Source organism: Leminorella richardii (assembly GCF_900478135.1).
Classification (GTDB): Bacteria; Pseudomonadota; Gammaproteobacteria; order Enterobacterales; family Enterobacteriaceae; genus Leminorella; species Leminorella richardii.
Map to the genome: position 1 here is coordinate 3,275,439 of NZ_LS483470.1, position 24,549 is coordinate 3,299,987.

Here is a 24,549-nt window from a genome sequence, read left to right on the forward strand (position 1 = left end):
AAATACGCTTATTCGCCAAGATAAAAAAACGGCGGCGCCCAATTATTCGCAGGATATTTAACGGGAATATGGGTAAAATCGTTTTATTGCACAGGTAACCTCTTGTCGTTTCAGCGTTAACGGATACCCTGTGCACAATCGGTGAGGAGGAGCTATGCAGGCAAATAACGTCAATCAGCGGCGACGCGCGCAAGGCAGTGCCTTTAAAAATGCGCTCTCTGCGCTATGGCACCTGCCGGACCGCTTTCACTGGATGGCGCCGCTCCCCTATCCACATCGTAGGGGCGTACTTCTTGCCGTTCTGCTAATGCTGGTGGCTTTTCTTTGGCCAGCGGGCAGCGGATCGCCCGATGCTCCTGCTTCTGATTCACGGTCTGAAACAGCGGTTCCTCTCGCTCAGGGATCTTCTTCTGAATCAACTCAGGCGCCCGCGACTTCACCAACCGCCCAGAACAGCGTTGAACCGCCCCCGATGGTCGAATCTGGGGCAGCCCCGTCGCAGCCCTCAGTTCAAACTCAGGAATCTACTACAACACCCGCCGGATCGCATCTAGAGACGGCACAGGCTTCGGCTCAACCGCCCACAGAACAGCAGTCAACAGAACAGGCGTCGTCAACTCCAGCAGCCACGGCAGAAGGCGAATGGAAAGAGTTCACTATCCAGCGCGGCCACACTCTGACTCAGGTATTCAGGGATAATCATCTGGTCGTTAACGATGCATTTTTACTGGCTCAGGTCGAGGGGCCAGGGAAACCTGTTAACGCGCTGAGAATCGGCCAGAAAGTGCGGGTTCGCATTGCCGAGGGGAATCAAGTTACTGGGTTAGAGGTGGAAATCACCCCTACCCAGTCGGCGCTGTTTACTCGCCAAAGCAACGGGCGCTTTTTACGCGTTCACTGATTTAAGCTTGCTGAGCAGGAAGCCCCTCAGCACAACGCCCTGATTGTGCTCAACGTCTCGGCTGCCGAACATCAGCGTCACGGTTTCGCCCTGCTTGAGCAGGGTCAGCAGCGGCTCCCAGCCTCTCTGCCCGTTCAGCTCCTCAATATAGTCGCGGCAAAATGCATCCCACTGGCTGGGATCGGCATGAAAACGCTGGCGTAGTTCAGTGCTCGGCGCCACCTCTTTTAGCCAAACAACGCCCTTTAGACGCTCTTTGCTGATGCCTCGCGGCCAAAGCCTATCGGTGAGAAAGCTGTTCTTATCAGGCTGCGGCGGGGCATCGTAAACCCGCACCAGTCGAATGTTGCCCATGTTGTCTTCCCCTGTAGGATGGTCACTGTCGATATTATCGGCAGATAGCCGGCAAAATGACAGCCGTATAAAGCAAAAACGCCAGCATTCGCTGGCGTTTTTAACGGGTTAGAAGACGAGTAATTAGTCTTCTGCAACCACAACTACGTTCAGCTTAGCAAATACTTCGCCGTGCAGTTGGAAATCAACGTCGTGGTCGCCCAGAGTGCGGATAGCACCAACAGGCAGACGAACTTCGCTCTTAGCCACAGCAACGCCGGCCGCGGTAACCGCGTCAGCAATGTCGCGAGTACCGATAGAGCCGAACAGTTTGCCTTCATCGCCTGCTTTAGAAGCGATGGTGACGCTGCCCAGTTCAACGATCTTGGCGGCGCGAGCTTCAGCAGCGGCCAGAACGTCAGCCAGTTTGGCTTCCAGCTCTGCGCGACGCGCTTCGAAGAACTCAACGTTTTTCTTGGTTGCCGGAACCGCTTTACCCTGCGGAACCAGATAGTTACGGGCATAGCCCGCTTTTACATTAACTTGATCACCCAGGCTGCCCAGGTTAGCTACTTTATCAAGCAGAATAACTTGCATTACCGTATCCTCTTTAAGTTCTTGGAACGAAACCGTTACTGATGACGATCAGTGTACGGTAACAAAGACAGGTAACGCGCGCGCTTGATAGCGCGAGCCAGCTGACGCTGGTATTTAGCACGAGTACCAGTGATACGGCTCGGGACAATTTTCCCGCTCTCGGTGATATAGTTTTTCAGCGTTGCGATATCTTTATAATCGATCTCTTGAACGCCTTCCGCGGTAAAACGGCAGAACTTGCGACGACGGAAATAACGTGCCATATGGCTACTCTCCAGAATCTATCAAATCAATCTGCTCGGCATGTAACACCAGTTTATTAAGACCGTTACGCCCCTGATGGGTGCTGATAAAACCGGTTACTTTTAGGTGACTGCCGACCGTTATACTGTGAGTTAATGCCTGCGACTGCTGCCCACTGACGACGACGGGCATTCTACACCACGCCTGTCGCGTAAACCCGGCTTCCTGCTGCCCAGAACGGTGTTCTAACACGAACTGACAGTGAGGGATGCCGGATGGACTGACCTTTCTCAGCGGCGCCTTGCACACAGTGCCGGACAGCGTGAGTCGGTTAGCAGTCAACACGGGCTATTTACTCTTCAGAATCCCCAGCATCATCTGAGTCATCCTCGGCGGTTTCTTCAGCATAATCTTCGCGGCGATCGCGACGATCTTCTTTAGCTTTAACCATCGGAGATGCTTCAGTCACGGCATGCTTAGTACGCATAACCATGCTGCGGATAACGGCATCGTTGAAACGGAAGTTAGTTTCCAGCTCATCGATCGCTTCCTGAGGTGCTTCAACGTTCAGAAGAACGTAGTGTGCCTTGTGCAGCTTGTTGATTGGGTAAGCCAGTTGACGGCGACCCCAGTCTTCCAAACGGTGAATTTCACCACCTGCGGCTTTGATTGCACCGGTATAGCGTTCGATCATGCCCGGAACTTGTTCGCTTTGGTCAGGATGGACCATAAAGACGATTTCGTAATGACGCATCAATAGCTCCTTACGGATTATTCAGCCTCCTGTCAGGGTCAGCCGCGGCCCATGGAAGCAAGGAACGTGTGTGAGAAAGACGGCTGAAAAAATTGACGCGCAATTGTACGTTTATCACGGGCGAACTTCAAGGCCTGCGTTCTTGTTTACGCTTTTCGCCATAAAGCCATTGATAGTGTTGATAATATAAAGCGGGCTTAAAGGCCCGCAACGGCTTCAATCTCTAACGCCGAGCCAAAGTGCAGTTCACTGACGCCGGCCACAATGCGCGCCGGACGGTGATCGCCGATCCATTCGGCATAGATCTGATTGAACGTCGGCCAGTGCGCCATGTCGGCAATAAAAATGCGTACCTGAATCAGCCTGTCACGGCCGCTTCCCGCTGCGCGCAGTGAGGCATCAATATTGAACAACACCTGACGCGCCTGTTCGTCAAAGGGTCGGTCGGACAAGATATTGCCGCTAGGGCTTACCGGCAGCTGACCCGACAGATAAACCGTTGAACCGTGGACACAGGCGTGAGAATAGTGCCCACCCGGCTTAGACAGTTCATCGCTGTTGACGCAGGCAATCGCGCCGTTTTCATTTTTCATACTCATTGATTCACCTATTTTTATCCCAGCTGCTGCCTGAACTCCTGTGTCAGCGCCCAGTGTTCCGCGATGGGTACCGTAGCGCGCTCGCGTTCATCCAGCAGCCTATTTGGTTCAGTCCATAGAAAGGGGAAAAAGGCGTACACATCATCACCGCCGAGGGATGCCATGTCGCTACGCCAGCCCTGCCAGCGAACGGTTTGGTAAAACTGCGCTAAGTCGCCGCACAGCGCCCACCGTAGGAAGTCCGAGTACCCGACGTCAAGCGCTTCCCAGCCCAGAGAGTCCGGCGCGAGATAGTACACCTGACCGAGGTCTTCCCCTAGCCCGCCGCCGTTCAGGGCGAAAAAGCCGCCTGATGCATCGTCAGCAATCAGCAAAATCTGCATCGCCTGCTTCTTAGTCGCTAGCGCGGTCCACGCCGCCGGGCTGCGCGTCAGGCGGGGATGACCGGATCCCAAGATCCTCAGCCAGCCGCCGTCTATCAAAATACCGCCGGTTTCATACACCACGCTCCCCATTGGCGAACGCGTCGTCACCTGTAGCTGATGCAGAGCCTGTTCGGCAATCTCTGCCTCTTTGGGAAGCACCTCATAGTCATTGGTAGCGCCCTTCAGCCACTCCTGCACCATCGGCCATGCGGGTTCCTGTAGATTGATCAGTTCAGACAGCGGCTTCACGCCTTTCCCCTATGTGTTGAAGATCCATATCACTATGACGGAAAAATATCGCTCATCAGGTTACCCGCCTTCAGTCCGGTACCCGTCAGAATAACCACGGTAGTTTCTCCCGGTTTAATCACACCGCGAGACGTAAAGGCGTCAACGGCTGCCGCAGCCTGAGCGCTGGTTGGCTCAGCAAACAGCCCCATCGCCGTCAGCTTTTTCACCGCAGCGACAATGTCAGACTCGGACAGCGCGACCGTATCACCGCCGGAGCGGCGAATAGCCGCCAGCACTTCACGCAGGCGAACCGGGCTTCTGATAGCAGTGCCTTCAGCAATGGTCTTGTCATAGACGGTTTCAACCAGCTCGTCGCTGTTGGCCTGATAGGTGGCGTGGATCGGCGAACAGTTGGCGGGCTGCGCAATAAGAAGCTTCGGCAGCTTCTTGATTTGCCCTGCCGCTAACAGCTCGCAAAAGCCTATGTCACAGCCCAGCACGTTGCTGCCCGCACCGGTAGGAATAATCACGTTGTCAGGCGCCTTAAAGCCCAGCTCTTCCCACAGCTCGTAGGCCAGCGACTTCGTACCCTGCAAAAAGAACGGATGCCAGTTATGGCTGGCGTAAAAGGTAGTTTCCGACTGGCGAAGCGCCTCGTTTTCCGTATCCTGACGGCTGCCCGGCACGCCCTGAACTTCAGCGCCGAAAGAGCGGCTTTGCAGCAGCTTGGCCGGAGAGGTGGAGTCCGGCGCCAGAATGCGCGCCCTGATGCCCGCTGCCGCACAGGAGGCGGCAATCGCCGCGCCGCCGTTACCGGAGCTGTCTTCAATCAGTGATTCAACGCCGAGCTGCTTCAGAAAAGAGACCATCACCGACGCACCGCGATCTTTAAAGCTGCTGGTCGGGTTAAACCATTCAAGTTTGAACAGTACGTCAACGCCGCCCCAGCGTTTCGCCACCAGCGGTGTGCAGCCTTCGCCCAGAGACACAGGGCGAGCAATCTCCACAGGCAGCGCAGCGCGATAGCGCCAGATAGAGCGCTCGCGGCTGTCAATATCGTCACGAGAGATACCCGGCAGCGGGGTAATCATCAGCGGCGCTCGACGATCCGAGCACCAGCGCAGTTCATTAATGTCGTAGGAAAGGCCGTTGCGTTCATCAACGTAGCGAGGGGCTGCGTTCTTCATCCGTTGTTCTCCCATAGGTTCGATAAGAGGAATACTCCACTGCATCCCACGGTTATACACCGAGAAATAAACACAAACAATAAAGAATTATACAAACTGTTAATTCAATCCATTTTATCTTTCTCTATTCCTGTACTGTCTCACTCTCTTGAGAAAAATCGCACAGCGTCGGCTTCACGATCCTCTGGTAGTCCTCTACGTTAAGCAGAATGGAGCGTTCAAGAGATCCTGCGTTAAACACCATCTCCTCTTCCTGTTCAAACAGTTTCGGATCGCACACCAGCTTAAGCTCGGGGTGAAAACTAAAGGGGGGGATCGCTCCAAACACGCACTGAGTCAGCTCCATCACCTCTTTTGGGCTGGCTAGAGAAGCCCGCGTGCCGCCAAGTTGGCGGGCGACAAGACTCAGATCCGCCTTACGGTGGGCGGGCAGTACTGCCAGCACGTGCTGCTTAACGCCGTTGCCCTTAACGTGACACACCAGCGCCTTTGCTCCCTGTTCGATTTTCGTTCCGCGCACTTTTGCCACATCGGCGGAGCGGCCTGCGCTCTCGTGCTCAATCACGCGATAGCGCGCGCTGTTGCTGTCCAGCAGAGTGATTAACTGTTCAAAAATGGGTGCTGACACTGAATACTCCTTGTTAAAAGCGATGCCGCATACATCATTACGATAACTTACTCGCTTTATTTCAATATTGAAAATCCAACGTACCCTATGGCTTCTCGGCACACGGGAAGAATAGCGATTTAAAAAAGAAGTGGATTCGCACAATGATAATAAAAATGGCTTAATGGATAGTATTTATATCGTAATATTTACGAAGTTAATAAACCGACTTACTTAATCCCTAATTAAAAGTAAACAATAAAGTTAAAAAAATAAAAACCGTTAACCTATACAGCCACTCTGGCTATTTAAACAACCTAATTAACGGTCAATTATCTAACAGAAAGAAAAAAAGCGATCGTTAGATCGCATAATTACCGATTCGTCAGACAATATCATTTGAATTTTTCACAAGAGAAAAATATTATAGGCGCGTCGAAACTAAAGTGAAAAAATCCGAATTCTGATTAAGCAAAGCAACAAGTGTTGTATTTTGTCTATTATCACATTCAAAATTCACTTTATTTTTATCTCTAAAGCCTCTGTTCTTATAAGCAATTCGTCGTGCAGAGAAAAAAGGAAATTGCCACAGGGCAGTCTGTTTTTCCCGTGGATATGGACAAGAGAAAGTGCTCATGTACTCAAATACAAAACTCATCTGTGGATTAGCCGCTGCCTCGGCTTTCACACTGTCTGGCTGTGACTATGCATCAGACAGGGCGCAGCTCAGCGAGCTAAAGCAGCAGCAGGAGCGCCAGCAGGCCAGGCTAGACCAAATAGCGCAGCAGCAGGCAAACCTGGCTAATAGTACGGCGGCCTTTGTCAATGCAGTCAACGATCTGAAGAAAAAACAGGACGTATTCGCATTTACCGAATTTAATCCGTCACAAACCCGATACTTTATTTTAAACAATGGTTCTATTGGTCTGGCCGGGCGCATTATTTCTATTGCGCCGACCAATAATGGCAGCCTGGTTCATATTTCTCTGGTTAATCTTCTCAGCGTTCCCGTGTCAAATATTGGCTTTAACGTGACTTGGGGAGGGGAAAAACCGATGGATATAAAAGCGCTTCCACAGTGGCAACAGCTGCTTTTCAATACGCTAATGAATTCTCATTTAGTGCTATTACCCGGCGAATGGAAAGACATTACGCTGACTTTACAGGGCGTTTCCCCAAACAACCTGAAGTATTTAAAAATAAGTATCGACATGAATAACATTCAGTTTAGCGAAACACCCTCTGCGGAAATACCTCCTCAATAGATAAAACACTCATACTTATATTTAAAAAGATAGAGAATAATAATGAATAAGATATTTAAAGTTATCTGGAACCCGGCGACGGGCAGTTATAGCGTTGCCAGCGAAACGGCAAAGAGCCGCGGAAAAAAGGGCGGACGCAGTAAGCTGTTAATTTCTGCGCTGGTTGCGGGCGGGTTGCTGTCGTCGTTTGGGGTGAATGCCGCAGTCGCGCTCGATGGTGGCAAAAGTGCTGAAGAAGCTGCCGGGGGTACCTCACTAACTGATAACTGGATTGCTATTGGACAGGGGGCTATAGCAGCGTCAAACTCAGGTCCATCAGCAAGTATTGCGATAGGGAAAAACTCCCAATCTGCCGTTGGAGCTACAGCGCTAGGCTTCCAAAGCTTGGCAACAGGAGAAAGGTCGGTGTCTATAGGGCAGGTATCGACAGCTTCAGGAAACAGGGCCATAGCTCTCGGAAGTGGTAGTAAAGCCAGCGGGGACTATACCATTGCACTCGGCAGGGATTCAAAAGCTGAGGGGCTGAATAGTATTACATTCGGGCAAAATGCTCTGAGCCAAGGAGCTGGTTCCCTTGCGGTGGGCTTTACAAGCCAAGCGACTGAAGAGAAAGGACTTGCTCTGGGCTATAAAGCAATAAGCTCCGGCGTCAAAGCCATTGCAATGGGTGCAGGCAGTAACGCGGAGGGAGAAAACTCGCTTGCCCTCGGTGACACAGCCAGTGCATCAAAAGAATATTCAATGGCGCTGGGTGCAAGTAGCAAAGCTGACGGCGTAGACAGCCTCGCATTAGGCAGACTATCCGCCACCAGCGCAGCAAACGCCATTGCTATGGGTGCTGAGACCGAAGCCGCTGAAAATGCGACGGCTATTGGCTTTAGCGCGGATGCGCTCGGTAAATCCAGCCTGGCGCTGGGAGACACTGCTAAAGCGGCTGGCACAGACAGCCTCGCATTAGGCAGACTATCCGACGCCAGCGCAGCAAACGCCATTGCTATGGGTGCTGAGACCGAAGCCGCTGAAAATGCGACGGCTATTGGCTTTAGCGCGGATGCGCTCGGGAAATCCAGCCTGGCGCTGGGAGACAATGCCAATGCGGCTGGCACAGACAGCCTCGCATTAGGTAGAGAATCACTCGCCAGCGCAGCAAACGCCATTGCTATGGGCGCAGATACCGAAGCCGCTGAAAATGCGACGGCTATTGGCTTTAGCGCGGATGCGAAAGGGAAATCCAGCCTGGCGCTGGGAAACAGTGCCGAAGCTGGCGAAGTCAACTCCATCGCTATTGGTCAAGGCAGCAAGGCAAGCAAAGATAGTTCAATTGCGCTGGGAAGTAACAGCCGCTCATCGGGTGTGAACGCCATTGCACTGGGCACCAGCAGTAATGCGGGGGGCATAAACAGCCTTGCTTTCGGTTTGAATGCCAACGCAAATGGTGATAACGCAGTCGCCATTGGTGCAAATTCCACGGCCGGTTCAGACTATACAGTGTCTGTAGGTAGCGCCAGTTTACAGCGCAAAATTGTCAATATGGGGAACGGTAACATCAATGAAACCAGCACCGATGCCATTAACGGATCACAACTTTATGACATCAGTAAGTCGGTTTCAGACAGGCTCGGCGGATATCATCAGGATCCTACTAATGTTATAGACCCTGACGGAACGCTTAAAGCCCCCAAATATTTTCTACAAAGTGACGAATACAATAACGTGGGAGAGGCTCTCCAGGGCATCGATAATAACACGTTACACTGGGACGAAGGTGCCAAGAAATACAGCGCCAGCCATACCACCTTTAATATAGATGGTTCAACTAAAAGCACCCAGGCGACAAGCATCATTACTGACGTCGCTGCTGGTCTGATTAATGAAAACAGCACCGACGCCGTTAATGGCTCTCAGTTGAACGCCACAAATACGCTCATCAACCAGATTGCCGGGAATACCAGCACAACCTATGTCCAGAGTAATGGCGCAGGGATCAACTATGTTCGCACCAACGACACGGGTCTGATCTTTAAAGACGCCAGCGCCTCAGGGAGCGGTGCAACGGCGGTCGGGTATAGCGCAAATGCGACTGGTGTAAGCTCACTTGCACTCGGCCAAGATACGCAAGCAAAAGGTAAAAACAGTATCGCTATAGGTACAAAAAGTATCGCGAATGTTGATGAGACGATTGTTCTGGGCATAGCTAACTCAGCCGGATTGCAAAACCGGGCACTGCAACAGGGTGGAATCGCCATCGGACGAGCCAACAAATCTGACGGCATCGATGCTATTGTTCTGGGAAATGAAAGTTCAGCAGCCGGAAATTATTCCCTTTCCCTGGGGACAGCGAGCAACGCGGGTATAGAGGACGCTATTGCGTTGGGCCACAACGCTACAGTGACGGGCAAAAGCTCTGTCGCACTAGGTGCTGGCTCTGAAGCAAAAGATGCTGACGTTGTTTCTGTTGGTAATAGCACTTTAAAACGTAAGCTCATTAATGTAAAAAGCGGCACTATCTCCGACAGTAGTACCGATGCCATTAATGGCTCACAAATCTATGATATCAGCGACTCTGTAGCAACCCACCTTGGCGGTGGCGCAGGGGTGGATCAAACCACCGGTGTGGTTACCTCACCAAACTATGTATTAAAAAATGGTACCTCCAGTACAGTGGGAGAGGCGCTCGCTATACTTAATGCTCACACCGTGCAATGGGATGCGCTTAACGGGGTATACAACGCCGCACACGGCTCCGAAGCCACCAGCAAAATCACCAATGTTAAAGATGGTACCGTTTCAGCAATCAGTAAAGACGCCGTTAACGGTTCACAACTGAATACCACTAATACCAACGTAACAAACCTTGGAAATACGGTTAATGGCATCAACACAACTGTTAGTGGCCATACCACCAGTATCACTGCTCTGAACGCGGACGTTGATAATCTGGAAAAAGATGCCCTGCTCTGGGACAGCACCGCGAGCGCGTTTAGCGCTAGCCACAGCATCAAAAATCCTGACGGTACCACCACCACTTCGGACAGCAAAATCACCAACGTCGCGGCCGGCACGCTCTCGGACAGCAGCACCGACGCCGTTAACGGCTCGCAGTTGAATATCGTTAAAACCGACGTGACAAACCTTACTACTACCGTTTCAGGCCATACCACCAGCATCCAGGCTCTTGAGAACGACGCTCTGCTCTGGGACAGCACCACGGGCGCGTTCAGCGCTAGCCACAGTATCAAAAATCCTGACGGCTCCACCACCACGTCGAACAGCAAAATCACCAACGTCGCGGCCGGCACGCTCGCTGACGACAGCACTGACGCCGTTAACGGCGCTCAGCTGTATGCAACCAATCAGCAGATCAACAAGCTCATGGGTGACACAAGCAATACCTATATCACCGACAACGGCGCAGGCGTGAAGTATCTCCGCACAAATGATACTGGTCTGACTGCCAGCGATGCGCACGCGTCCGGCATCGGCGCTACTGCCGTTGGCTATAATGCCGCCGCCTCTGGCATTGGCAGCATCGCCGTTGGTAGAGACAGCAGCAGCACGGTTGAAGGCGGTATTGCACTGGGCAGCGGGTCATCCTCTACTCGAGTTATTGCCTCCGGCTCGCTAACAACCAGCGTCACGAGTAGCAGTGTCACTATCGGCTATGACACAACGGACAGAACGCTGCTCGGCGCGCTGTCATTGGGAACAGACGGCCAAAGCTATCGTCAGATTACCAACATGGCAGACGGCTCTGAAGCCCACGACGCCGTCACGGTACGTCAGCTGCAAAATTCGGTAGCCGCCGTTTCCATCACCCCAACCAAGTACTACCACGCCAACTCGACAGAGGCTGACTCTCTGGCCGTTGGGGAAAACGCCATTGCCGTCGGGCCAAAAACCGTGGTTAACGGGGATTCAGGGATCGGCATCGGCTACGGTTCAACCGTGGCTCAAACGGCTACCAGCGGGGTCGCTCTGGGTACTGGCGCTAGCGCCAATCACGCCTACAGCGTCGCCTTAGGCAGCGGTGCTCAAACCACTGTCGGCGCGCAGAGTGGCTACACGGCCTATAATCTGGACACGGCACAGAACTCTGTCGGCGAGGTTTCCGTAGGCAGCGACAGCGGCCAGCGGCAAATCACTAACGTTGCAGCGGGCAGCAAAGACACTGACGCCGTTAACGTTTCTCAGCTGAAGGTGACTGATATCCACGTTAGCCAAAACACACAGAACATCGCTCAAAACACAAAAAGTATCAACAACCTTAATATTCAAGTGAGCAGCCTTGATACCCGAGTGACTGATATCGAAAACTCTGTGGGCGATATTGTGACAACGGGCAACACCAAGTACTTCAAAACCAGCTCAACAGGCCCGGACGCCAACGCTCAGGGTGAAGACAGCGTAGCCATAGGCTCGTCGTCTGTAGCCTCTGCGAAAAACAGCGTTGCGTTAGGTACTGGCTCTGTCGCCGATGAAGTGGATACGGTTTCCGTTGGCTCATCGACCAAACAGCGCCGCATTACTAACGTTGCTGCCGGCAAAAACGACACGGATGCCGTTAACGTTGCCCAGTTGAAGTCTTCTCAGGCGGGGAATGTGCGCTATGACACCTACGCCGACGGCAGCATAAACTATGAGTCTATCTCACTGGGTAACGGCAGCGGCGGCACGACGCGCATCAGCAACGTTTCTGCCGCGGTTAACGGCAACGACGCCGTTAACTATACCCAGCTAAAACAGGGTATTCAGGAAACGAAGAGCTATACCGACCAGAAAATGGCTCAGATGAGCAACAAAGTCAGCGACGTCGAGAAGAAAGTCAGCGGCGGCGTGGCGTCGGCAATGGCCATGACCGGGTTGCCGCAGGCCTACGCGCCGGGCGCCAGCATGGCTTCGATTGGCGGCGGTACTTATAACGGTGAATCCGCCGTTGCGCTGGGCGTTTCGATGGTCAGCTCAAGCGGAACCTGGGTATACAAGCTACAGGGCAGCACCAACAGCCAGGGAGAATACTCAGCGGCAATCGGCGCGGGCATTCAGTGGTAGCGCTTAAAAGTATCAGCGCTTAAAAATAGCCGAGCGTTAATAGGCTAATCCCATCAAGTGAACAGTGTGATAAAAAGCATTGTTCACTTTTTTTACGTCCACAGAAAAAACGCCCCCACGGCACGCCTCACCAAGAAAGTGGAACGCCCTCTCAAACCCACAGAAAAGGCAGAAAGCGTTTTACCGCGGGGACACTGCATTTTTCATACTGTATAATTAGAGACAAAGAGTAAAACGGACAGCAACCATGGCACCTAAAACAGCAGTATCCAAAAAAACACGTCAAACCTCCGAGTCGGATGAAAACGCGCTGCTGCTGCGCGAAGCGAAAAAGATCGCTTTTGCACTGGGCAAAATGTTTGCTCCCGGCTGTGAAGTGGTGGTTCACGATCTGACTCACCCTGAACACGCCGTTGTCGCGATTGAAAATCCACTGTCGGGTCGAAAAGTCGGCTCTCCCGCAACCGAACTGGGGCTGGCTCGCATACAGAATGCGGAGTTTCCCGACATTGTGCAAAATTACCGCAACCACTTTCCCGACGGCCGCGAGGCTAAAAGCACCTCGATAGGGCTGAGGAACAGCAAAGACGAATACGTCGCCGCGCTGTGCCTAAATCTGGACGTGTCGCTATTTACCACTATGCAGAGGGTGCTGGAGCAGTTTACCGCCATAGACAGCCCGCAAATGCCGGTTGGTGAATCGCTGAAAACCTGGAAGCTTGACGACGTGCGCGCCGAAATCAATCGCTATGCCGCCACGCTCAATACCCAGCCCCGAGCGCTAACGTCGGCACAGCGACAAAAGCTGATTAGAGCACTGTCTGAACAGGGGCTACTCCAGCTTCGAGGAGCAGCCACCGCTGCGGCAGACACCCTTGGCATCTCACGAGTGTCGATTTATAACGCGCTGAAAAGCGCATCCACTGAGTAAAAACGCACCAACTGAAAAAAGGGAAAACGTCAGCGTTATTTCACGTAAGCTTTGCCAAATAGAGCACGTTTTTCTGAATGTTTGACCCAGTATTGACGTTCTTTCAACACTCCGTATAGTCACAGCCTGAAGCGACGCAGCCGTTCATTCAGCCTGTGTTTTTACCGCTCGACATCGCGCAGCAACCATCGACATCTATCGGACGGGCTTTCATGCAAAGTTTTTTACTCCCTCTCTGGCACCAAATCGTGCTCTCTGCGCCGCTGTTTTTTCTGGCCGCGCTCGGCTACGGCCTGATTCGCTGGGGTAAGTGGAACAAAGTCGCTGCTGACGGCCTGACCCGCTTTGTGTTTTCCGTCGCTCTACCCGCCATGCTGTTCCGCATGATGTGTAGCTTCTCCAAACAGCCTCCCGTTGACGCACGGCTGCTGATCGCCTTTTTTGGCAGCTGTCTGATTGTATTTATCATTGGTCGAGTTCTGGCGGCTAAAGTGCTGAAGCTCGACGGTACCTCCGGCTCGGTGTTCGCCCTCGGCGGCATTTTCTCTAACAACGTCATGCTCGGCATTCCGGTTGCTACTGTGGCACTGGGAGAAGCCTCGCTGCCTTCCGTTGCGCTAGTGCTGGTGTTTAACGGGCTGATTCTCTGGACGCTGGTTACAGTGTCCGTAGAGTGGTCGCGCAGCGGTTCACTGTCGGTGAGCGGCTTTGCCAATACGGTCAAAAACGTACTGAAAAACCCGCTGATTATCGGCATTATTTCCGGCACCCTGTTTAGCCTCACTGGCTATGACCTGCCGGAGTTTATCGATAAGCCTATCGGTATGCTGGGGCAAATCGCGGCACCTATGTCTCTGGTTGCTCTGGGTATGGGGCTGGCCGAGTACCGCATTCGCGACGGCTGGCAGATAAGCTCTATCGTATGCACCCTCAAACTGGTGGTTCAGCCGCTGGTGGTTTGGGGGCTAGCAGTGGCGCTCGGCCTGCCGCCGATGGAAACCCAAGTGGTAGTGCTGTTGGGCTCAATGGCAGTCGGGGTAAACGTCTACCTGATGGCGCGCCAGTTCAACGTCATCGTCGGCCCTGCAGCGTCGAGCATGGTGGTATCTACCGTGCTGTCGGCAATTACGACACCGCTGATCCTGACGCTTATCGGCGTTCGCGTTTAGGAAGAGAAAAAAGCGCCAGAAGCCATCTTGTTGTACACTTTAGGCTATCCCTCAATGCGTTAAGAAGGAGCCTTCGCGTGTATCAACTCTATATCGCCAACAAGAACTACTCTTCCTGGTCGCTGCGCCCGTGGGTATTAATGAGTCAACTGGGCATTCCCTTTGAAGAAACGATCGTTCCGTTCTCCTCCGCTCCGGGAGAGAACTGGGAAAACTACCGTCGTTTCTCACCCAACGGCAAAGTGCCCTGCTTGGTTGATAACGGCATCTCCGTATGGGACTCGCTGGCCATTGTCGAATATCTGGCTGAATCTCATCCTGAAATCTGGCCGCAGGAGCGACAGCCCAGAGCATGGGCTCGCAGCGCCTGTGCTGAAATGCACTCCGGATTTAGCACCTTACGCAACACTTGCCCGATGAACGTCGGTATACGCGTTCGCATGAATCAGCCGCCGGAAGCGCTAAAGAAAGAGCTGGAGCACCTGTGCGAGCTGTGGGAGTCCGGGCTTGCGCAGTTTGGCGGGCCGTTTCTGGCGGGTCACGCCTTTACCGCAGTAGACGCCTTCTTTGTGCCAGTTGCCTTTCGCATTCAAAGCTACGGGCTAGAGCTGACGCCTGAGTCCACAAAGTATGTCCAGCGCCTTCTTGGCCTTCAGTCTGTAATGATGTGGGAAGAAGAAGCGCTTAAAGAAGAGTGGCGGGACGAATCTCACGAAAAAGAAACGCTGGAATCTGGCATCCTGCTGCAAGACCTGCGCTGCGCCTAAAACGCAAAACGCCCGCATTCGTGCGGGCGCTTCTCTGTCAGCGTTTAATCTATCCGCGCTGGCGCACAATCTCAAACAGGCAGATGCCGGTCGCTACCGACACGTTCAATGATGACACGCTGCCGGCCATTGGGATGCTCACCAGTTCGTCACAGTGCTCTCGGGTCAGCCTGCGCATACCTTCTCCTTCCGCTCCCATGACCAAGGCTACCGGACCTTTGAACGCTGTCTGATACAGCGTATGGTCGGCCTCTCCCGCAGTGCCGACAATCCAAATCTGTTGCTCCTGTAGGAGACGCAGAGTACGAGCCAGATTGGTCACGCGGATCAGAGGAACCGTTTCCGCCGCGCCGCAGGCCACTTTTTTGGCCGTGGCGTTCAGCTGTGCGGAACGGTCTCGAGGCACAATCACAGCGTGCACGCCCGCCGCATCGGCGCTGCGCAGACAGGCGCCCAGGTTGTGCGGGTCGGTCACACCGTCCAGCACCAACAGGAACGGAGAGTCCAACCCTTCAAGCAGATCGGGCAGGTCGTTTTCCTGATACTGACGCCCTTCCCTCACTCTGGCGATAATGCCTTGGTGAACCGCACCTTCGGCCTTCGTATCCAGCCATTGGCGGTTGGCAACCTGCACAGAAATGCCGTTTTGTTCAATCTCCGACACCAGCGGTGCCAGACGGCGATCGTCTCGCCCTTTCAAAATAAATACTTCAATAAAGCGCTGCGGATCTCTCTCAAGCAGCGACTTAACGGCATGAATGCCGTAAATAATTTCGCTCATAGCCTACTTACACCCTGACAATAAAATGGGGGCGGCCTCTGTGCCGCCCCTATCAATTAAATAAACAAAGAGGCCTAGCGTTCAGCGGCTTTCTTTGCCCGCTTGCTTTTTATCGCCGCGGTAATCTTCTTCGTTTTGGCTGACGGTTTCTTGGCTTTCCCTTTCGGCGCTTTGCCCGAACCCGCTTCGTCATTTTTTACCTTGGGCTTTCTCGGCGGCTTTACCCGCACGGAGGAATCTGCCGCATAGCCTTCAGACTTGCCGCGCCGAGAGGACTTCTTCGCCTTCTCTTTCTCGGTCTTGCCTTCACCGCGCGGGCGGCGCTCGCTGGAAACCAGCGCAAAGTCGATCTTACGCTCGTCCATATGAACGGCTTCAACGCGGATCTCAACCTTGTCACCTAGGCGGAAGGTCTGGCCGGAAGACTCGCCAATCAGCCGCTGACCGACGTTATCAAACCGATAGTAGTCGTTCTCCAGCGTTGAGACGTGCACTAGGCCGTCAATATACAGCTCGTCAAGCCGGACGAAGAAGCCAAAGGACGTTACGCTCGACACGGTTCCCTTGAACACTTCACCCACGTGATCCTGCATAAAGTCGCACTTCAGCCAGTCCGCTACGTCGCGAGTGGCCTCATCGGCGCGGCGCTCGGTCATGGAGCAGTGCTCTCCGAGCTGGAGCATGTCTTCCATGGCATAGTGCCATCCGCCGCTGGAGGTCATTCCCTCCTTGCTTCCTGCCAGCAGGTACTTGATAGCGCGGTGCAGCGACAGATCGGGGTAGCGTCGAATCGGTGACGTAAAGTGCGCGTAGGCGTCCAGCGCGAGGCCAAAGTGACCGCGGTTTTCCGGATCGTATACTGCCTGCTTCATTGAGCGCAGCAGCATGGTTTGCAGCATTTCGCGATCGGGGCGATCGGCAACCGCATCCATCAGCTTAGCGTAGTCCTTAGGCGCTGGCTCAAGGCCACCGCCAAGCGTCAGACCAAGCTCGCCCAGCACGCTACGAAGCGATGTCAGGTTGTCCCCTTTCGGGCGGTCGTGAATGCGGAACAGCGCAGGCTCTTCTGCTTTTTCCACAAAGCGCGCAGCAGAGATGTTCGCCAGAATCATGCACTCTTCAATGATCTTGTGGGCGTCGTTACGCACCAGCGGTTCGATGCTCTCAATGCGGCGCTCGGCGTTAAAAATAAACTTCGGCTCTTCCGTTTCAAACGAGATGCCGCCCCGCTGCTCGCGGGCGCTGTCCAGCGTGCGGTAGAGCCTGTGCAGCTCTTCCAGCATCGGTACCAGCGGCGCGTAGTGCTCGCGCAGCTCTTTATCACCGTCGAGCAGGTGAGCAACCTTGGTGTAGGTGAGGCGAGCGTGAGAGCTCATCACCGCTTCATAAAACTTGAACGAACTCAGGCGACCGGCCTTGGAGATAGTCATCTCGCACACCATACACAGGCGGTCTACCTGCGGGTTCAGCGAACACAGGCCGTTGGACAGCACTTCCGGCAGCATCGGGATAACCTGCGACGGGAAGTAAACCGAGTTGCCTCGGCTGCGCGCTTCGGCATCCAGAGAAGTGCCGGGACGAACGTAGTAGCTGACGTCGGCAATGGCAACCCACAGGCGCCAGCCGCCGCCGCGGTTCTTCTCGCAGCACACCGCGTCGTCAAAGTCGCGGGCGTCTTCGCCGTCAATCGTCACCAGCGGCAGGTCGCGCAGGTCAACGCGCCCTTTTTTCGCCTTCTCCGGCACGCTTTCTTTCAGGCCGTTGATTTCATTCAGCACGGACTCCGGCCAGACGTAAGGGATCTCATGGGTTCTCAGCGCAATATCCACGGCCATGGAGGTGCCCATCTTGTCGCCGAGCACCTCAACAATTTTGCCGATAGCCTTCGTCCTGCGCGTGGGGCGCTGAGTCAGCTCTACCACCACCACGTAACCCATTCTGGCGCCCATGATGCTTTCCGGTGGGATCAGAATGTCAAAATTCAGGCGGCTATCGTCAGGCACCACAAACCCTACGCCCGCGTCGGTAAAGTAGCGGCCAACAATCTGCGGGCTGCGCGGTTCTAGCACCCGCACGACGCGCGCTTCGCGGCGCCCACGGCGATCGAGATCCATCGGCTGCGCCAGAATAACGTCGCCGTGCATAGCCATTTTCATCTGCTCAGCAGACAGGTAAAGGTCGTCCTTATTGCCCTCTACGCGAAGAAAACCATAGCCGTCGCGGTGGCCGATCACCTTGCCTTTTACCATGTCCAGCCGCTCTGGCAGCGCATAGCACTGGCGTCTTGTAAACACCAGCTGCCCATCACGCTCCATCGCCCGCAGGCGGCGGCGCAGCGCTTCCTGTTGGTCTTCGCTTTTCAGCTCCAGCGCCTCGACCAGCTCGTCGCGGCTGGCGGGAGTCTGCCGCTTGGACAGCAGATCGAGAATATATTCACGGCTTGGGATCGGGTCATCGTACTTTTCCATCTCGCGTGCCAGGAAAGGATCTTTATTCATGACTTACCCTTTTGCTTTCATTGAGAGCGCGGCGGAATGCGGCATAAACAGCAGCGTTTTGAGAGGCTCATTCTCCTCGACCATGTCCGCCAGCGTATAATTGTCTAACTCGTGTAGAAACGACTTTATGGCCTTATCCAGCGCCATCTTTAGACGGCAGGCTGGAGTAATATGGCAAAATTCGGCACTACAGTTAACCAAAGAGAGCGGCTCCATCGCCCTGACGACATCACCAATGCGGATATCTGCAGCGGGCTTTCCCAAACGAATACCGCCATTTTTACCCCGCACGGCATCAACCAGCCCCACCCGGCTCAGTTGGTTAACGATCTTCACCATGTGGTTGCGGGAAACCCCGTAAACGTCCGTCACCTGAGAAATGCTGGTCAATTCGCCTTTTGGTAGCGATGCCATATAGACCAGCGCCCGCAGGCCGTAGTCGGTAAAACTGGTTAACTGCACAAATACCTCTTAAATCGTTGCACGCTGTTCTTATAGTAAACGATTGGCTCTAAAGCCGGTAACCTTAATCGTAAAAATGTATGCTTTTAGCCTCATTCCCTTGGCGTGCTTCAACCCTAGATACAAAAAATCCGGGAGTCTCTCGACGCCCGGATGATTATGCAAAACGCGTTGTAATAAGAATTACGCGTCAAACGGATCGCGAAGGATCATGGTTTCTGAACGGTCTGGGCCGGTAGAAATAATATCAATCGGCGTACCGGTCAGCTCTTCAACGCGCTTGATATAGTTGCGCGCTGCCTGAGGAAGCAGGTTGACGTCTTTAACGCCAAAGGTGCTTTCAGACCAGCCAGGCATGGTTTCATAGACGGCCTCAATGCCTTCCCACGCGTCAGCGTCCAGCGGGGTCGTATCGATAACGCGGCCGTCAGGCATGCGATAGCCAACACAAACCTTAACCTCTTTCAGGCCGTCCAGCACGTCCAGCTTGGTCATGCAGAAGCCAGACAGAGAGTTCAGCTGAACAGCGCGGCGAACGGCAACGGCGTCCAGCCAGCCAGTACGGCGACGGCGGCCAGTAGTAGCGCCGAATTCGTTGCCCTTCTGGCATAGGAACTCGCCCACGTCGTCAAACAGCTCGGTCGGGAACGGCCCGCCGCCAACGCGCGTTGAGTAAGCTTTCACGATGCCCAGTACGTAGTCGATATAGCGAGGACCAAGGCCTGAGCCAGTCGCTACACCGCCAGCGGTAGTGTTGGAAGAGGTTACATAAGGGAAAGAGCCGTGGTCGATATCAAGCAGCGTGCCCTGTGCACCTTCGAACATCATCAGTTCGCCTTTCTGGCGCGCGCGCTCCAGCAGATCGGAGACGTCAACCACCATAGAGGTCAACACGTCAGCAACCGCCATCACGTCGTCCAGAACGGTTTGATAGTCAACCGCTTCGGCTTTGTAATAGTGCACCAGCTGGAAGTTATGGTAGTCCATGACTTCTTTCAGCTTGGCAGCAAAGCGCTCTTTGTCGAACAGATCGCTGACGCGCAGCGCACGACGAGCGGCTTTATCTTCATAGGCTGGGCCAATGCCGCGGCCGGTTGTGCCGATAGCGTTAGCACCGCGAGCCTTTTCACGAGCGACGTCCAGCGCCGAGTGGTAAGGCAGGATCAGCGGACACGCGCCGGATAACAGCAGACGCTCGCGAACGGGAATGCCGCGCGCTTCAAGCTCACGCATCTCTTTCATTAACGCATCGGGAGCGAGCACAACCCCGTTACCAATGATGCTGGTGACGTTTTTATGCAAAATACCGGAAGGAATTAGATGAAGTACGGTTTTTTCACCGTTGATTACCAGAGTGTGGCCTGCGTTATGTCCGCCCTGATAGCGAACAACATACTTAGCCCGTTCAGTCAGCAGGTCTACGACCTTGCCTTTGCCCTCGTCACCCCATTGAGTGCCTAGTACGACAACGTTTTTACCCATCTCACTATTCACCAAGTCAGTTAAAAAAGAATTCTACCATTACATTTTTTTACTTTCAGCTGTTTTTAACACATTCTTCGAAAGCCAAACCAGCCCGTGCTTTCATACAGCGAAAAAAAATGACATTTCCTTGCCTCAGAACAAGGTCTTCTTATGTAAGCCTTGCCGTCTGTATGATTTTTTTTCATCAGTTCATTCTGACCATAAGGGATATGAATGATGTGAAGCGTCCGTATGTCACGGTGGCGCCAAAAAGCTATTTAGCCGCTTTTAGAATAACGAAAGGTGCAAACAAAACAGCACAGGCTCTGACCTCGATAACGTTTTTTCTTACTTAATACCATCAATGGGAGATCTTTAATTTCACTTTCAACTCATCACAAAAATAAATAACAGACAAAAACCCCTCATTGAAAAAAATAAAAAACACTAAAAAAACACTAAAAAAATTTATTAAAAAATTTTTTGACCAAACAAAAAGCCAATTCTTCAATTAAATACCAACAACAAACAAATTGAAAGATCTTCAATCTAAAAACAAGCGCTTTATTGGAATTTAATTCTATCAAAAACAACATTTGTGGACGTTGAACCCACAAAACACATATTGAATGAATTAAAAGATCGTGTTTTAATCAAAAAAGAACGAGAAAAAAGTTTATAAGCGTTATTAAAACTAACAATACGGAAATTAAAAACACTCATTATTTGAATAAAAAAATCACACTAACTGTAAAAATTAGCATAAAGACAACAACTCGTCTTTATAACGGATCCTGAAGAGACATCCGTTTAATAGGCTATTCAGATTCAACCTTGGGGTTATATCACTTAATCCACAGGAGCAGATAGTTTTTTTAAATGGATTTTAAACAGGCATATTTCCGACGTTTGTCGGTTATCAAAACGTAAGTCAATCACTCACTAAATGGAGTTTACAATGAAACTAAACAAGAGCCTTCTGGCCCTTATGGCTGCTCTCGCCCTAGGAAACACGGCCGTTCATGCAGCCGACGGTACCATCACGTTTAACGGTGTCGTTACTGCTTCAGCCTGTACTGCTATCACTTCCGTCACCGCAGACAGCGTCGCGACCGGCTCTCCTATTAACGCAACGCTGACACTGCCCAACGTGACAGCAACCACGTTGAACGCAGCAGCAGGTACCTATGCAGGTCAAACGCCTTTCTCTATTCAGCTAGCCGGGTGTGAAGCCACTGCCGCGCTGAACAACGTTCGTGCCGTATTCACTTCATCTTCATCGCCAGCGGGTGATGCTTACGTTATGGCCAACGTAGCTGGTACCTCTCCAGCTGCCGACGTCGCTGTTGCGATCATGCAGCCTAACGGCATCACACAGATCGACCTGAACGGCGGCCCAGCTAAGGATCCTGGTCTAGCCCTACCCCCTATCGGCTCTGCGGCTCCTTTAACGCTGAACTATAAAGCAGCGTATAAGTCACTGAGCACTTCCGTTACCGCCGGTAACGTACAGGGCGTAGCTGACTTCGTTATTTCCTATTTCTAATAGGTCACCTTGGTTACGGCGAGATATCGCCGTAACCAGTCTTCATATGGAAACGGATGCCTCAGCTTCTGGTAAAAACGGTGGATACAATGAAAAGGACATCAAAAAGCCAAACGATCAAGGATAAAGACACTCCCCGATGGAACCTCCAGCCCAAACTTTCGTCTCTTTTTATCTGCATACTGGCTTCTTTATCAACAAACGTCGCCACGGCGGGAAACGATATTGAATTTGAAGAACATTTTTTACGTAAGGATAAAAATGGCGCATCCCCCAGCGTTTTTCTCTACAAAAACGCCATCAGTCCCGGGCTGAAAACGATTGATATTATTGTCAACGATCGCCTAGTTGACAGGTTTGAAGTGAATTTTGTCGAAGATTCTGAAAAGAAAATTGTGCTTCCCTGCCTTAACCAAAATTTACTGAACGCGGCGGGTATAAAAACTGAAATTTATAATGACTGGCAAACCCGTTTAAAAGACAGTAAAGCAGAAGAAAGCGCCATTTGTGAAAACCTACAGGAACGCATCCCTGCCTCTAGTCTGTATTACGATGACGCAAAACAGGCATTAAGGCTCACTCTGCCTCAGGAGGCAGTAAACAGTGAGCGTTTTCAAATGATCTCACCCAAAGAGTGGGACGACGGTACACCGTCTTTACGCACCGCCTATAACGGCTACGTTTACAGTTCCAAGCAGAAAAACAGCGGCCCAGACAACGATAAAACAGCAACCGACAGCAGCTATATCAGCCTTAGCAGCGTTGCAACAGCCGGCGCCTGGAGACTCCACAGCTTCGACACATTTAATAAAGAGTCAGGAAAAGGCTGGGAGACCAACCACGATCGCCTCTACATAGAGCGCAATATCGTTTCACTGCGCTCTAAGGTCTCTGCTGGCGATATTTATACCTACACGCCGAGCAGCATCATGGGCGTTATCCCTCTGCGGGGGATTACCTTTTCCACCAATGAAAGAATGATGCTGGAATCTCAGTTCACCTATGCGCCAGTCATTCGCGGCACGGCTAGAACTAACGCACGGCTTACCGTTCGCCAGCGCGGCAACATTATCTATAGTAAAACGCTGACGCCGGGCAACTTTGCCATCGACGATATTTATAGCGGTCAGGTCGGTGCAGATCTCGACGTCACCGTTGAAGAGACTGACGGCACCGTACAAAACTTTAAAGTCCCCTACACGGCTCTCCCCAATATGATCCGCCCCGGCGCAGTTCGCTACAGCGCCTCACTGGGTGAGTACCGCGACGATTCACTGTCAAGCAATCCCATAGTGGGGGCCTTCAGTCTGGAGCGGGGCTTTGAAGCCTTTACCCTCAACGGTAGCGCTCTGGGTTCAGATAAATATCAGTCGCTGGCAATAGGCGCTGCCTGGAACGCAGGCAGCGTTGGTGCGTTTTCACTCGATGTCGCCCAAGCGCACTATAAGCAGGACTGGGATCTGCCGAACGATGAAGAAAAAAACCGCAACGGCAGCGCCGTACGCCTTCTCTACGCCAAACAGTTTGACACCTCGGATACAGGGCTGCGTATCCTCGGCTACCAGTACCGCTCTGAGCGCTTTTTGGAATTCTCTGAGTTCATCAACCGCAGCGGCTACAGCGGAAGCGATCCATTTGAACAGGGTGACAGCCTTTGGAATAAACGCCGTCGAAGCCGCATTGAGGTTAACGTTAATCAGGGCATGCGCGAATATGGCAACCTGTTTGTGACTTTTAGCCAAGATCGCTACTACGGCACGAGCGAGAAAAGCACCTCAGCTTCTGCAGGCTACGGTATGCAAATAGGTAAAGCGTCCGCCAGTCTGATGTACACCTATAACAAAAACGGCGGCGACAGCTATGACAACCAAATAGGCCTTAGCGTCAGCATGCCGCTAAGCTGGGGCGAGCAGGACAGGCATCGCGGTTCGCTAAACTACGGCCTGACGCGTAACAAAGATAACCAGTACAGCCAGTCAATGGGCTTTTCAGGCAGCATGCCGGACAACGTACTGTCCTATTCGGCTAACGTTCAGCGCGATAGCAGAGGCAACTTTTCCGAGTCAGCCTCACTCGGCTACAGCGCCAGTTACGCCAACATGAACACATCCATCAGCCACAGCAAGCACAGCGATCAGCTCTCGTTTGGCGCCGCAGGCGGAGTCGTACTGTATAAGGGAGGTGTCGTTCTCTCTCAGCAGCTAGGTGACACCATCGCCATTGTCGAAACGCCGGACGCTCCCGGCATTCGCGTTGCCGGCAATAGCAGCGTAAAAACCGACCTCTGGGGGCGAGCCATCGTCACTTACCTTTCTCCCTATCGCTACAACACTGTCTCACTTGACGCCAGAGATACTGAAGGCGTCGAGCTTAAAGAGTCATCGCGCAAAATCGTACCGACAGAAGGCGCTGCGGTACTGCTGAAGTTTGTCACGAGAGTAGGCCGCAGGGCTATCGTCATCATCAAGAGCCATAAGGCTATTCCCGTCGGCGCCTACGTTACAGCACAGGATCAAACAGAGGAGGCGGGTATCGTCGGCAATAACGGCTTGACCTATCTGACCGGACTGGATGCCCGAAAAGACGAAATTTTAACGGTTAACTGGGGCGATGGTGATGCACAGCAGTGCCGCTTTACGCTACCTCGCCCGCCTGAAGAGGTAAAGGATGCGCAGGCCGAACAGTGGCATAAAAAAGTAACGGTCAACTGTAAATAACAATAGGAATTAAAAGGATATTA

At 52.7% G+C, this 24,549-nt stretch carries 21 protein-coding genes; 8 read left to right on the forward strand and 13 right to left on the reverse strand.

Features of this window, described 5'->3' with window-relative positions; translation table 11 throughout:
- Window positions 1-154 precede the first annotated feature (154 nt).
- On the forward strand, window positions 155-901 hold the full coding sequence (locus DQM29_RS18230; protein ID WP_170126551.1) for a LysM-like peptidoglycan-binding domain-containing protein: 747 nt from the start codon (window positions 155-157) through the stop codon (window positions 899-901).
- On the opposite strand, the gene DQM29_RS14985 is transcribed toward DQM29_RS18230, so the two are convergent.
- From DQM29_RS14985 to DQM29_RS15025, 9 genes are all read right to left on the reverse strand, one after another.
- Entirely contained in the window at window positions 887-1,255 is a 369-nt protein-coding gene (locus DQM29_RS14985; RefSeq protein ID WP_111741432.1) for a DUF488 domain-containing protein, read from the reverse strand. The two genes, DQM29_RS18230 and DQM29_RS14985, sit on opposite strands and share 15 nt — an antisense overlap.
- Window positions 1,256-1,378: 123 nt before the next feature.
- On the reverse strand, window positions 1,379-1,831 hold the full coding sequence (rplI, locus tag DQM29_RS14990; protein ID WP_111741433.1) for a 50S ribosomal protein L9: 453 nt from the start codon (window positions 1,829-1,831) through the stop codon (window positions 1,379-1,381).
- A gap of 35 nt (window positions 1,832-1,866) precedes the next feature.
- A complete protein-coding gene (gene rpsR, locus DQM29_RS14995) occupies window positions 1,867-2,094 on the reverse strand; it encodes a 30S ribosomal protein S18 (protein ID WP_000135199.1) in 228 nt (75 codons plus the stop codon).
- Between the two features lie 4 nt (window positions 2,095-2,098).
- Window positions 2,099-2,416, reverse strand: coding sequence for a primosomal replication protein N (gene priB, locus DQM29_RS15000; protein WP_170126592.1), 318 nt, complete (start codon window positions 2,414-2,416; stop codon window positions 2,099-2,101).
- A 10-nt stretch (window positions 2,417-2,426) separates the two neighbouring features.
- Entirely contained in the window at window positions 2,427-2,828 is a 402-nt protein-coding gene (gene rpsF / locus DQM29_RS15005; RefSeq protein ID WP_111741435.1) for a 30S ribosomal protein S6, read from the reverse strand.
- Window positions 2,829-3,025: 197 nt separating this feature from the next.
- Window positions 3,026-3,421 (reverse strand): RidA family protein, encoded by a 396-nt coding sequence (locus DQM29_RS15010; protein WP_197708871.1) that lies wholly within the window; start codon window positions 3,419-3,421, stop codon window positions 3,026-3,028.
- Between the two features lie 20 nt (window positions 3,422-3,441).
- Window positions 3,442-4,101, reverse strand: a complete 660-nt coding sequence (locus DQM29_RS15015) for a DUF2625 domain-containing protein (protein WP_111741437.1) — start codon at window positions 4,099-4,101, stop codon at window positions 3,442-3,444.
- 32 nt (window positions 4,102-4,133) lie between these two features.
- A complete protein-coding gene (locus DQM29_RS15020) occupies window positions 4,134-5,270 on the reverse strand; it encodes a threonine synthase (RefSeq protein ID WP_111741438.1) in 1,137 nt (378 codons plus the stop codon).
- Window positions 5,271-5,394: 124 nt separating this feature from the next.
- Window positions 5,395-5,898 carry a YbaK/prolyl-tRNA synthetase associated domain-containing protein gene (locus tag DQM29_RS15025; RefSeq protein WP_111741439.1) on the reverse strand — a complete coding sequence of 168 codons (504 nt, stop codon included), beginning with the start codon at window positions 5,896-5,898 and terminating at the stop codon, window positions 5,395-5,397.
- 614 nt (window positions 5,899-6,512) lie between these two features.
- Here DQM29_RS15025 and DQM29_RS15030 point away from each other — a divergent pair.
- The 5 genes from DQM29_RS15030 (at window position 6,513) to DQM29_RS15050 (ending at window position 15,058) form a co-directional block, all read left to right on the forward strand.
- On the forward strand, window positions 6,513-7,142 hold the full coding sequence (locus tag DQM29_RS15030; RefSeq protein ID WP_111741440.1) for a SadB/YajI family lipoprotein: 630 nt from the start codon (window positions 6,513-6,515) through the stop codon (window positions 7,140-7,142).
- A 42-nt stretch (window positions 7,143-7,184) separates the two neighbouring features.
- The gene (locus DQM29_RS15035; protein WP_111741441.1) at window positions 7,185-12,191 is read left to right on the forward strand and encodes a YadA-like family protein; all 5,007 of its coding nucleotides are present in this window, start codon (window positions 7,185-7,187) and stop codon (window positions 12,189-12,191) included.
- A 247-nt stretch (window positions 12,192-12,438) separates the two neighbouring features.
- Window positions 12,439-13,122 (forward strand): helix-turn-helix transcriptional regulator, encoded by a 684-nt coding sequence (locus tag DQM29_RS15040; protein ID WP_111741442.1) that lies wholly within the window; start codon window positions 12,439-12,441, stop codon window positions 13,120-13,122.
- Window positions 13,123-13,334: 212 nt separating this feature from the next.
- Window positions 13,335-14,291: an AEC family transporter gene (locus DQM29_RS15045; RefSeq protein WP_111741443.1), complete on the forward strand. Its 957-nt coding sequence runs from the start codon at window positions 13,335-13,337 to the stop codon at window positions 14,289-14,291.
- 77 nt (window positions 14,292-14,368) lie between these two features.
- Window positions 14,369-15,058: a glutathione S-transferase family protein gene (locus DQM29_RS15050; protein ID WP_111741444.1), complete on the forward strand. Its 690-nt coding sequence runs from the start codon at window positions 14,369-14,371 to the stop codon at window positions 15,056-15,058.
- A gap of 49 nt (window positions 15,059-15,107) precedes the next feature.
- On the opposite strand, the gene rlmB is transcribed toward DQM29_RS15050, so the two are convergent.
- The 4 genes from rlmB to DQM29_RS15070 form a co-directional block, all read right to left on the reverse strand.
- Window positions 15,108-15,839 carry a 23S rRNA (guanosine(2251)-2'-O)-methyltransferase RlmB gene (rlmB, locus tag DQM29_RS15055; RefSeq protein ID WP_111741445.1) on the reverse strand — a complete coding sequence of 244 codons (732 nt, stop codon included), beginning with the start codon at window positions 15,837-15,839 and terminating at the stop codon, window positions 15,108-15,110.
- Between the two features lie 74 nt (window positions 15,840-15,913).
- Window positions 15,914-18,337 carry a ribonuclease R gene (gene rnr / locus DQM29_RS15060; RefSeq protein ID WP_111741446.1) on the reverse strand — a complete coding sequence of 808 codons (2,424 nt, stop codon included), beginning with the start codon at window positions 18,335-18,337 and terminating at the stop codon, window positions 15,914-15,916.
- Between the two features lie 3 nt (window positions 18,338-18,340).
- Complete coding sequence (gene nsrR / locus DQM29_RS15065) at window positions 18,341-18,799, reverse strand: nitric oxide-sensing transcriptional repressor NsrR (protein ID WP_111741447.1); 459 nt, start codon at window positions 18,797-18,799, stop codon at window positions 18,341-18,343.
- Window positions 18,800-18,982: 183 nt separating this feature from the next.
- A complete protein-coding gene (locus DQM29_RS15070; protein WP_111741448.1) occupies window positions 18,983-20,281 on the reverse strand; it encodes an adenylosuccinate synthase in 1,299 nt (432 codons plus the stop codon).
- 940 nt (window positions 20,282-21,221) lie between these two features.
- Between DQM29_RS15070 and DQM29_RS15075 the strand changes: the two genes are divergently transcribed.
- Both DQM29_RS15075 and DQM29_RS15080 read left to right on the forward strand, forming a co-directional pair.
- Window positions 21,222-21,809: a fimbrial protein gene (locus DQM29_RS15075; RefSeq protein WP_170126552.1), complete on the forward strand. Its 588-nt coding sequence runs from the start codon at window positions 21,222-21,224 to the stop codon at window positions 21,807-21,809.
- Window positions 21,810-21,898: 89 nt separating this feature from the next.
- Entirely contained in the window at window positions 21,899-24,526 is a 2,628-nt protein-coding gene (locus tag DQM29_RS15080; protein ID WP_170126553.1) for a fimbria/pilus outer membrane usher protein, read from the forward strand.
- The last annotated feature ends 23 nt before the right edge of the window (window positions 24,527-24,549 follow it).

What these genes read in the sequence shown, in the direction of transcription:
- rlmB (WP_111741445.1), bottom strand. Translation starts at nt 15,839, where the DNA reads ATGAGCGAAATTATTTACGGCATTCATGCCGTTAAGTCGCTGCTTGAG.
- rnr (WP_111741446.1), bottom strand. Translation starts at nt 18,337, where the DNA reads ATGAATAAAGATCCTTTCCTGGCACGCGAGATGGAAAAGTACGATGAC.
- DQM29_RS15040 (WP_111741442.1), top strand. Translation starts at nt 12,439, where the DNA reads ATGGCACCTAAAACAGCAGTATCCAAAAAAACACGTCAAACCTCCGAG.
- DQM29_RS15080 (WP_170126553.1), top strand. Translation starts at nt 21,899, where the DNA reads ATGAAAAGGACATCAAAAAGCCAAACGATCAAGGATAAAGACACTCCC.
- DQM29_RS15075 (WP_170126552.1), top strand. Translation starts at nt 21,222, where the DNA reads ATGAAACTAAACAAGAGCCTTCTGGCCCTTATGGCTGCTCTCGCCCTA.
- DQM29_RS15070 (WP_111741448.1), bottom strand. Translation starts at nt 20,281, where the DNA reads ATGGGTAAAAACGTTGTCGTACTAGGCACTCAATGGGGTGACGAGGGC.
- rpsR (WP_000135199.1), bottom strand. Translation starts at nt 2,094, where the DNA reads ATGGCACGTTATTTCCGTCGTCGCAAGTTCTGCCGTTTTACCGCGGAA.
- DQM29_RS15045 (WP_111741443.1), top strand. Translation starts at nt 13,335, where the DNA reads ATGCAAAGTTTTTTACTCCCTCTCTGGCACCAAATCGTGCTCTCTGCG.
- DQM29_RS15010 (WP_197708871.1), bottom strand. Translation starts at nt 3,421, where the DNA reads ATGAAAAATGAAAACGGCGCGATTGCCTGCGTCAACAGCGATGAACTG.
- DQM29_RS15030 (WP_111741440.1), top strand. Translation starts at nt 6,513, where the DNA reads ATGTACTCAAATACAAAACTCATCTGTGGATTAGCCGCTGCCTCGGCT.
- DQM29_RS15020 (WP_111741438.1), bottom strand. Translation starts at nt 5,270, where the DNA reads ATGAAGAACGCAGCCCCTCGCTACGTTGATGAACGCAACGGCCTTTCC.
- rplI (WP_111741433.1), bottom strand. Translation starts at nt 1,831, where the DNA reads ATGCAAGTTATTCTGCTTGATAAAGTAGCTAACCTGGGCAGCCTGGGT.
- DQM29_RS15035 (WP_111741441.1), top strand. Translation starts at nt 7,185, where the DNA reads ATGAATAAGATATTTAAAGTTATCTGGAACCCGGCGACGGGCAGTTAT.
- DQM29_RS18230 (WP_170126551.1), top strand. Translation starts at nt 155, where the DNA reads ATGCAGGCAAATAACGTCAATCAGCGGCGACGCGCGCAAGGCAGTGCC.
- rpsF (WP_111741435.1), bottom strand. Translation starts at nt 2,828, where the DNA reads ATGCGTCATTACGAAATCGTCTTTATGGTCCATCCTGACCAAAGCGAA.
- DQM29_RS14985 (WP_111741432.1), bottom strand. Translation starts at nt 1,255, where the DNA reads ATGGGCAACATTCGACTGGTGCGGGTTTACGATGCCCCGCCGCAGCCT.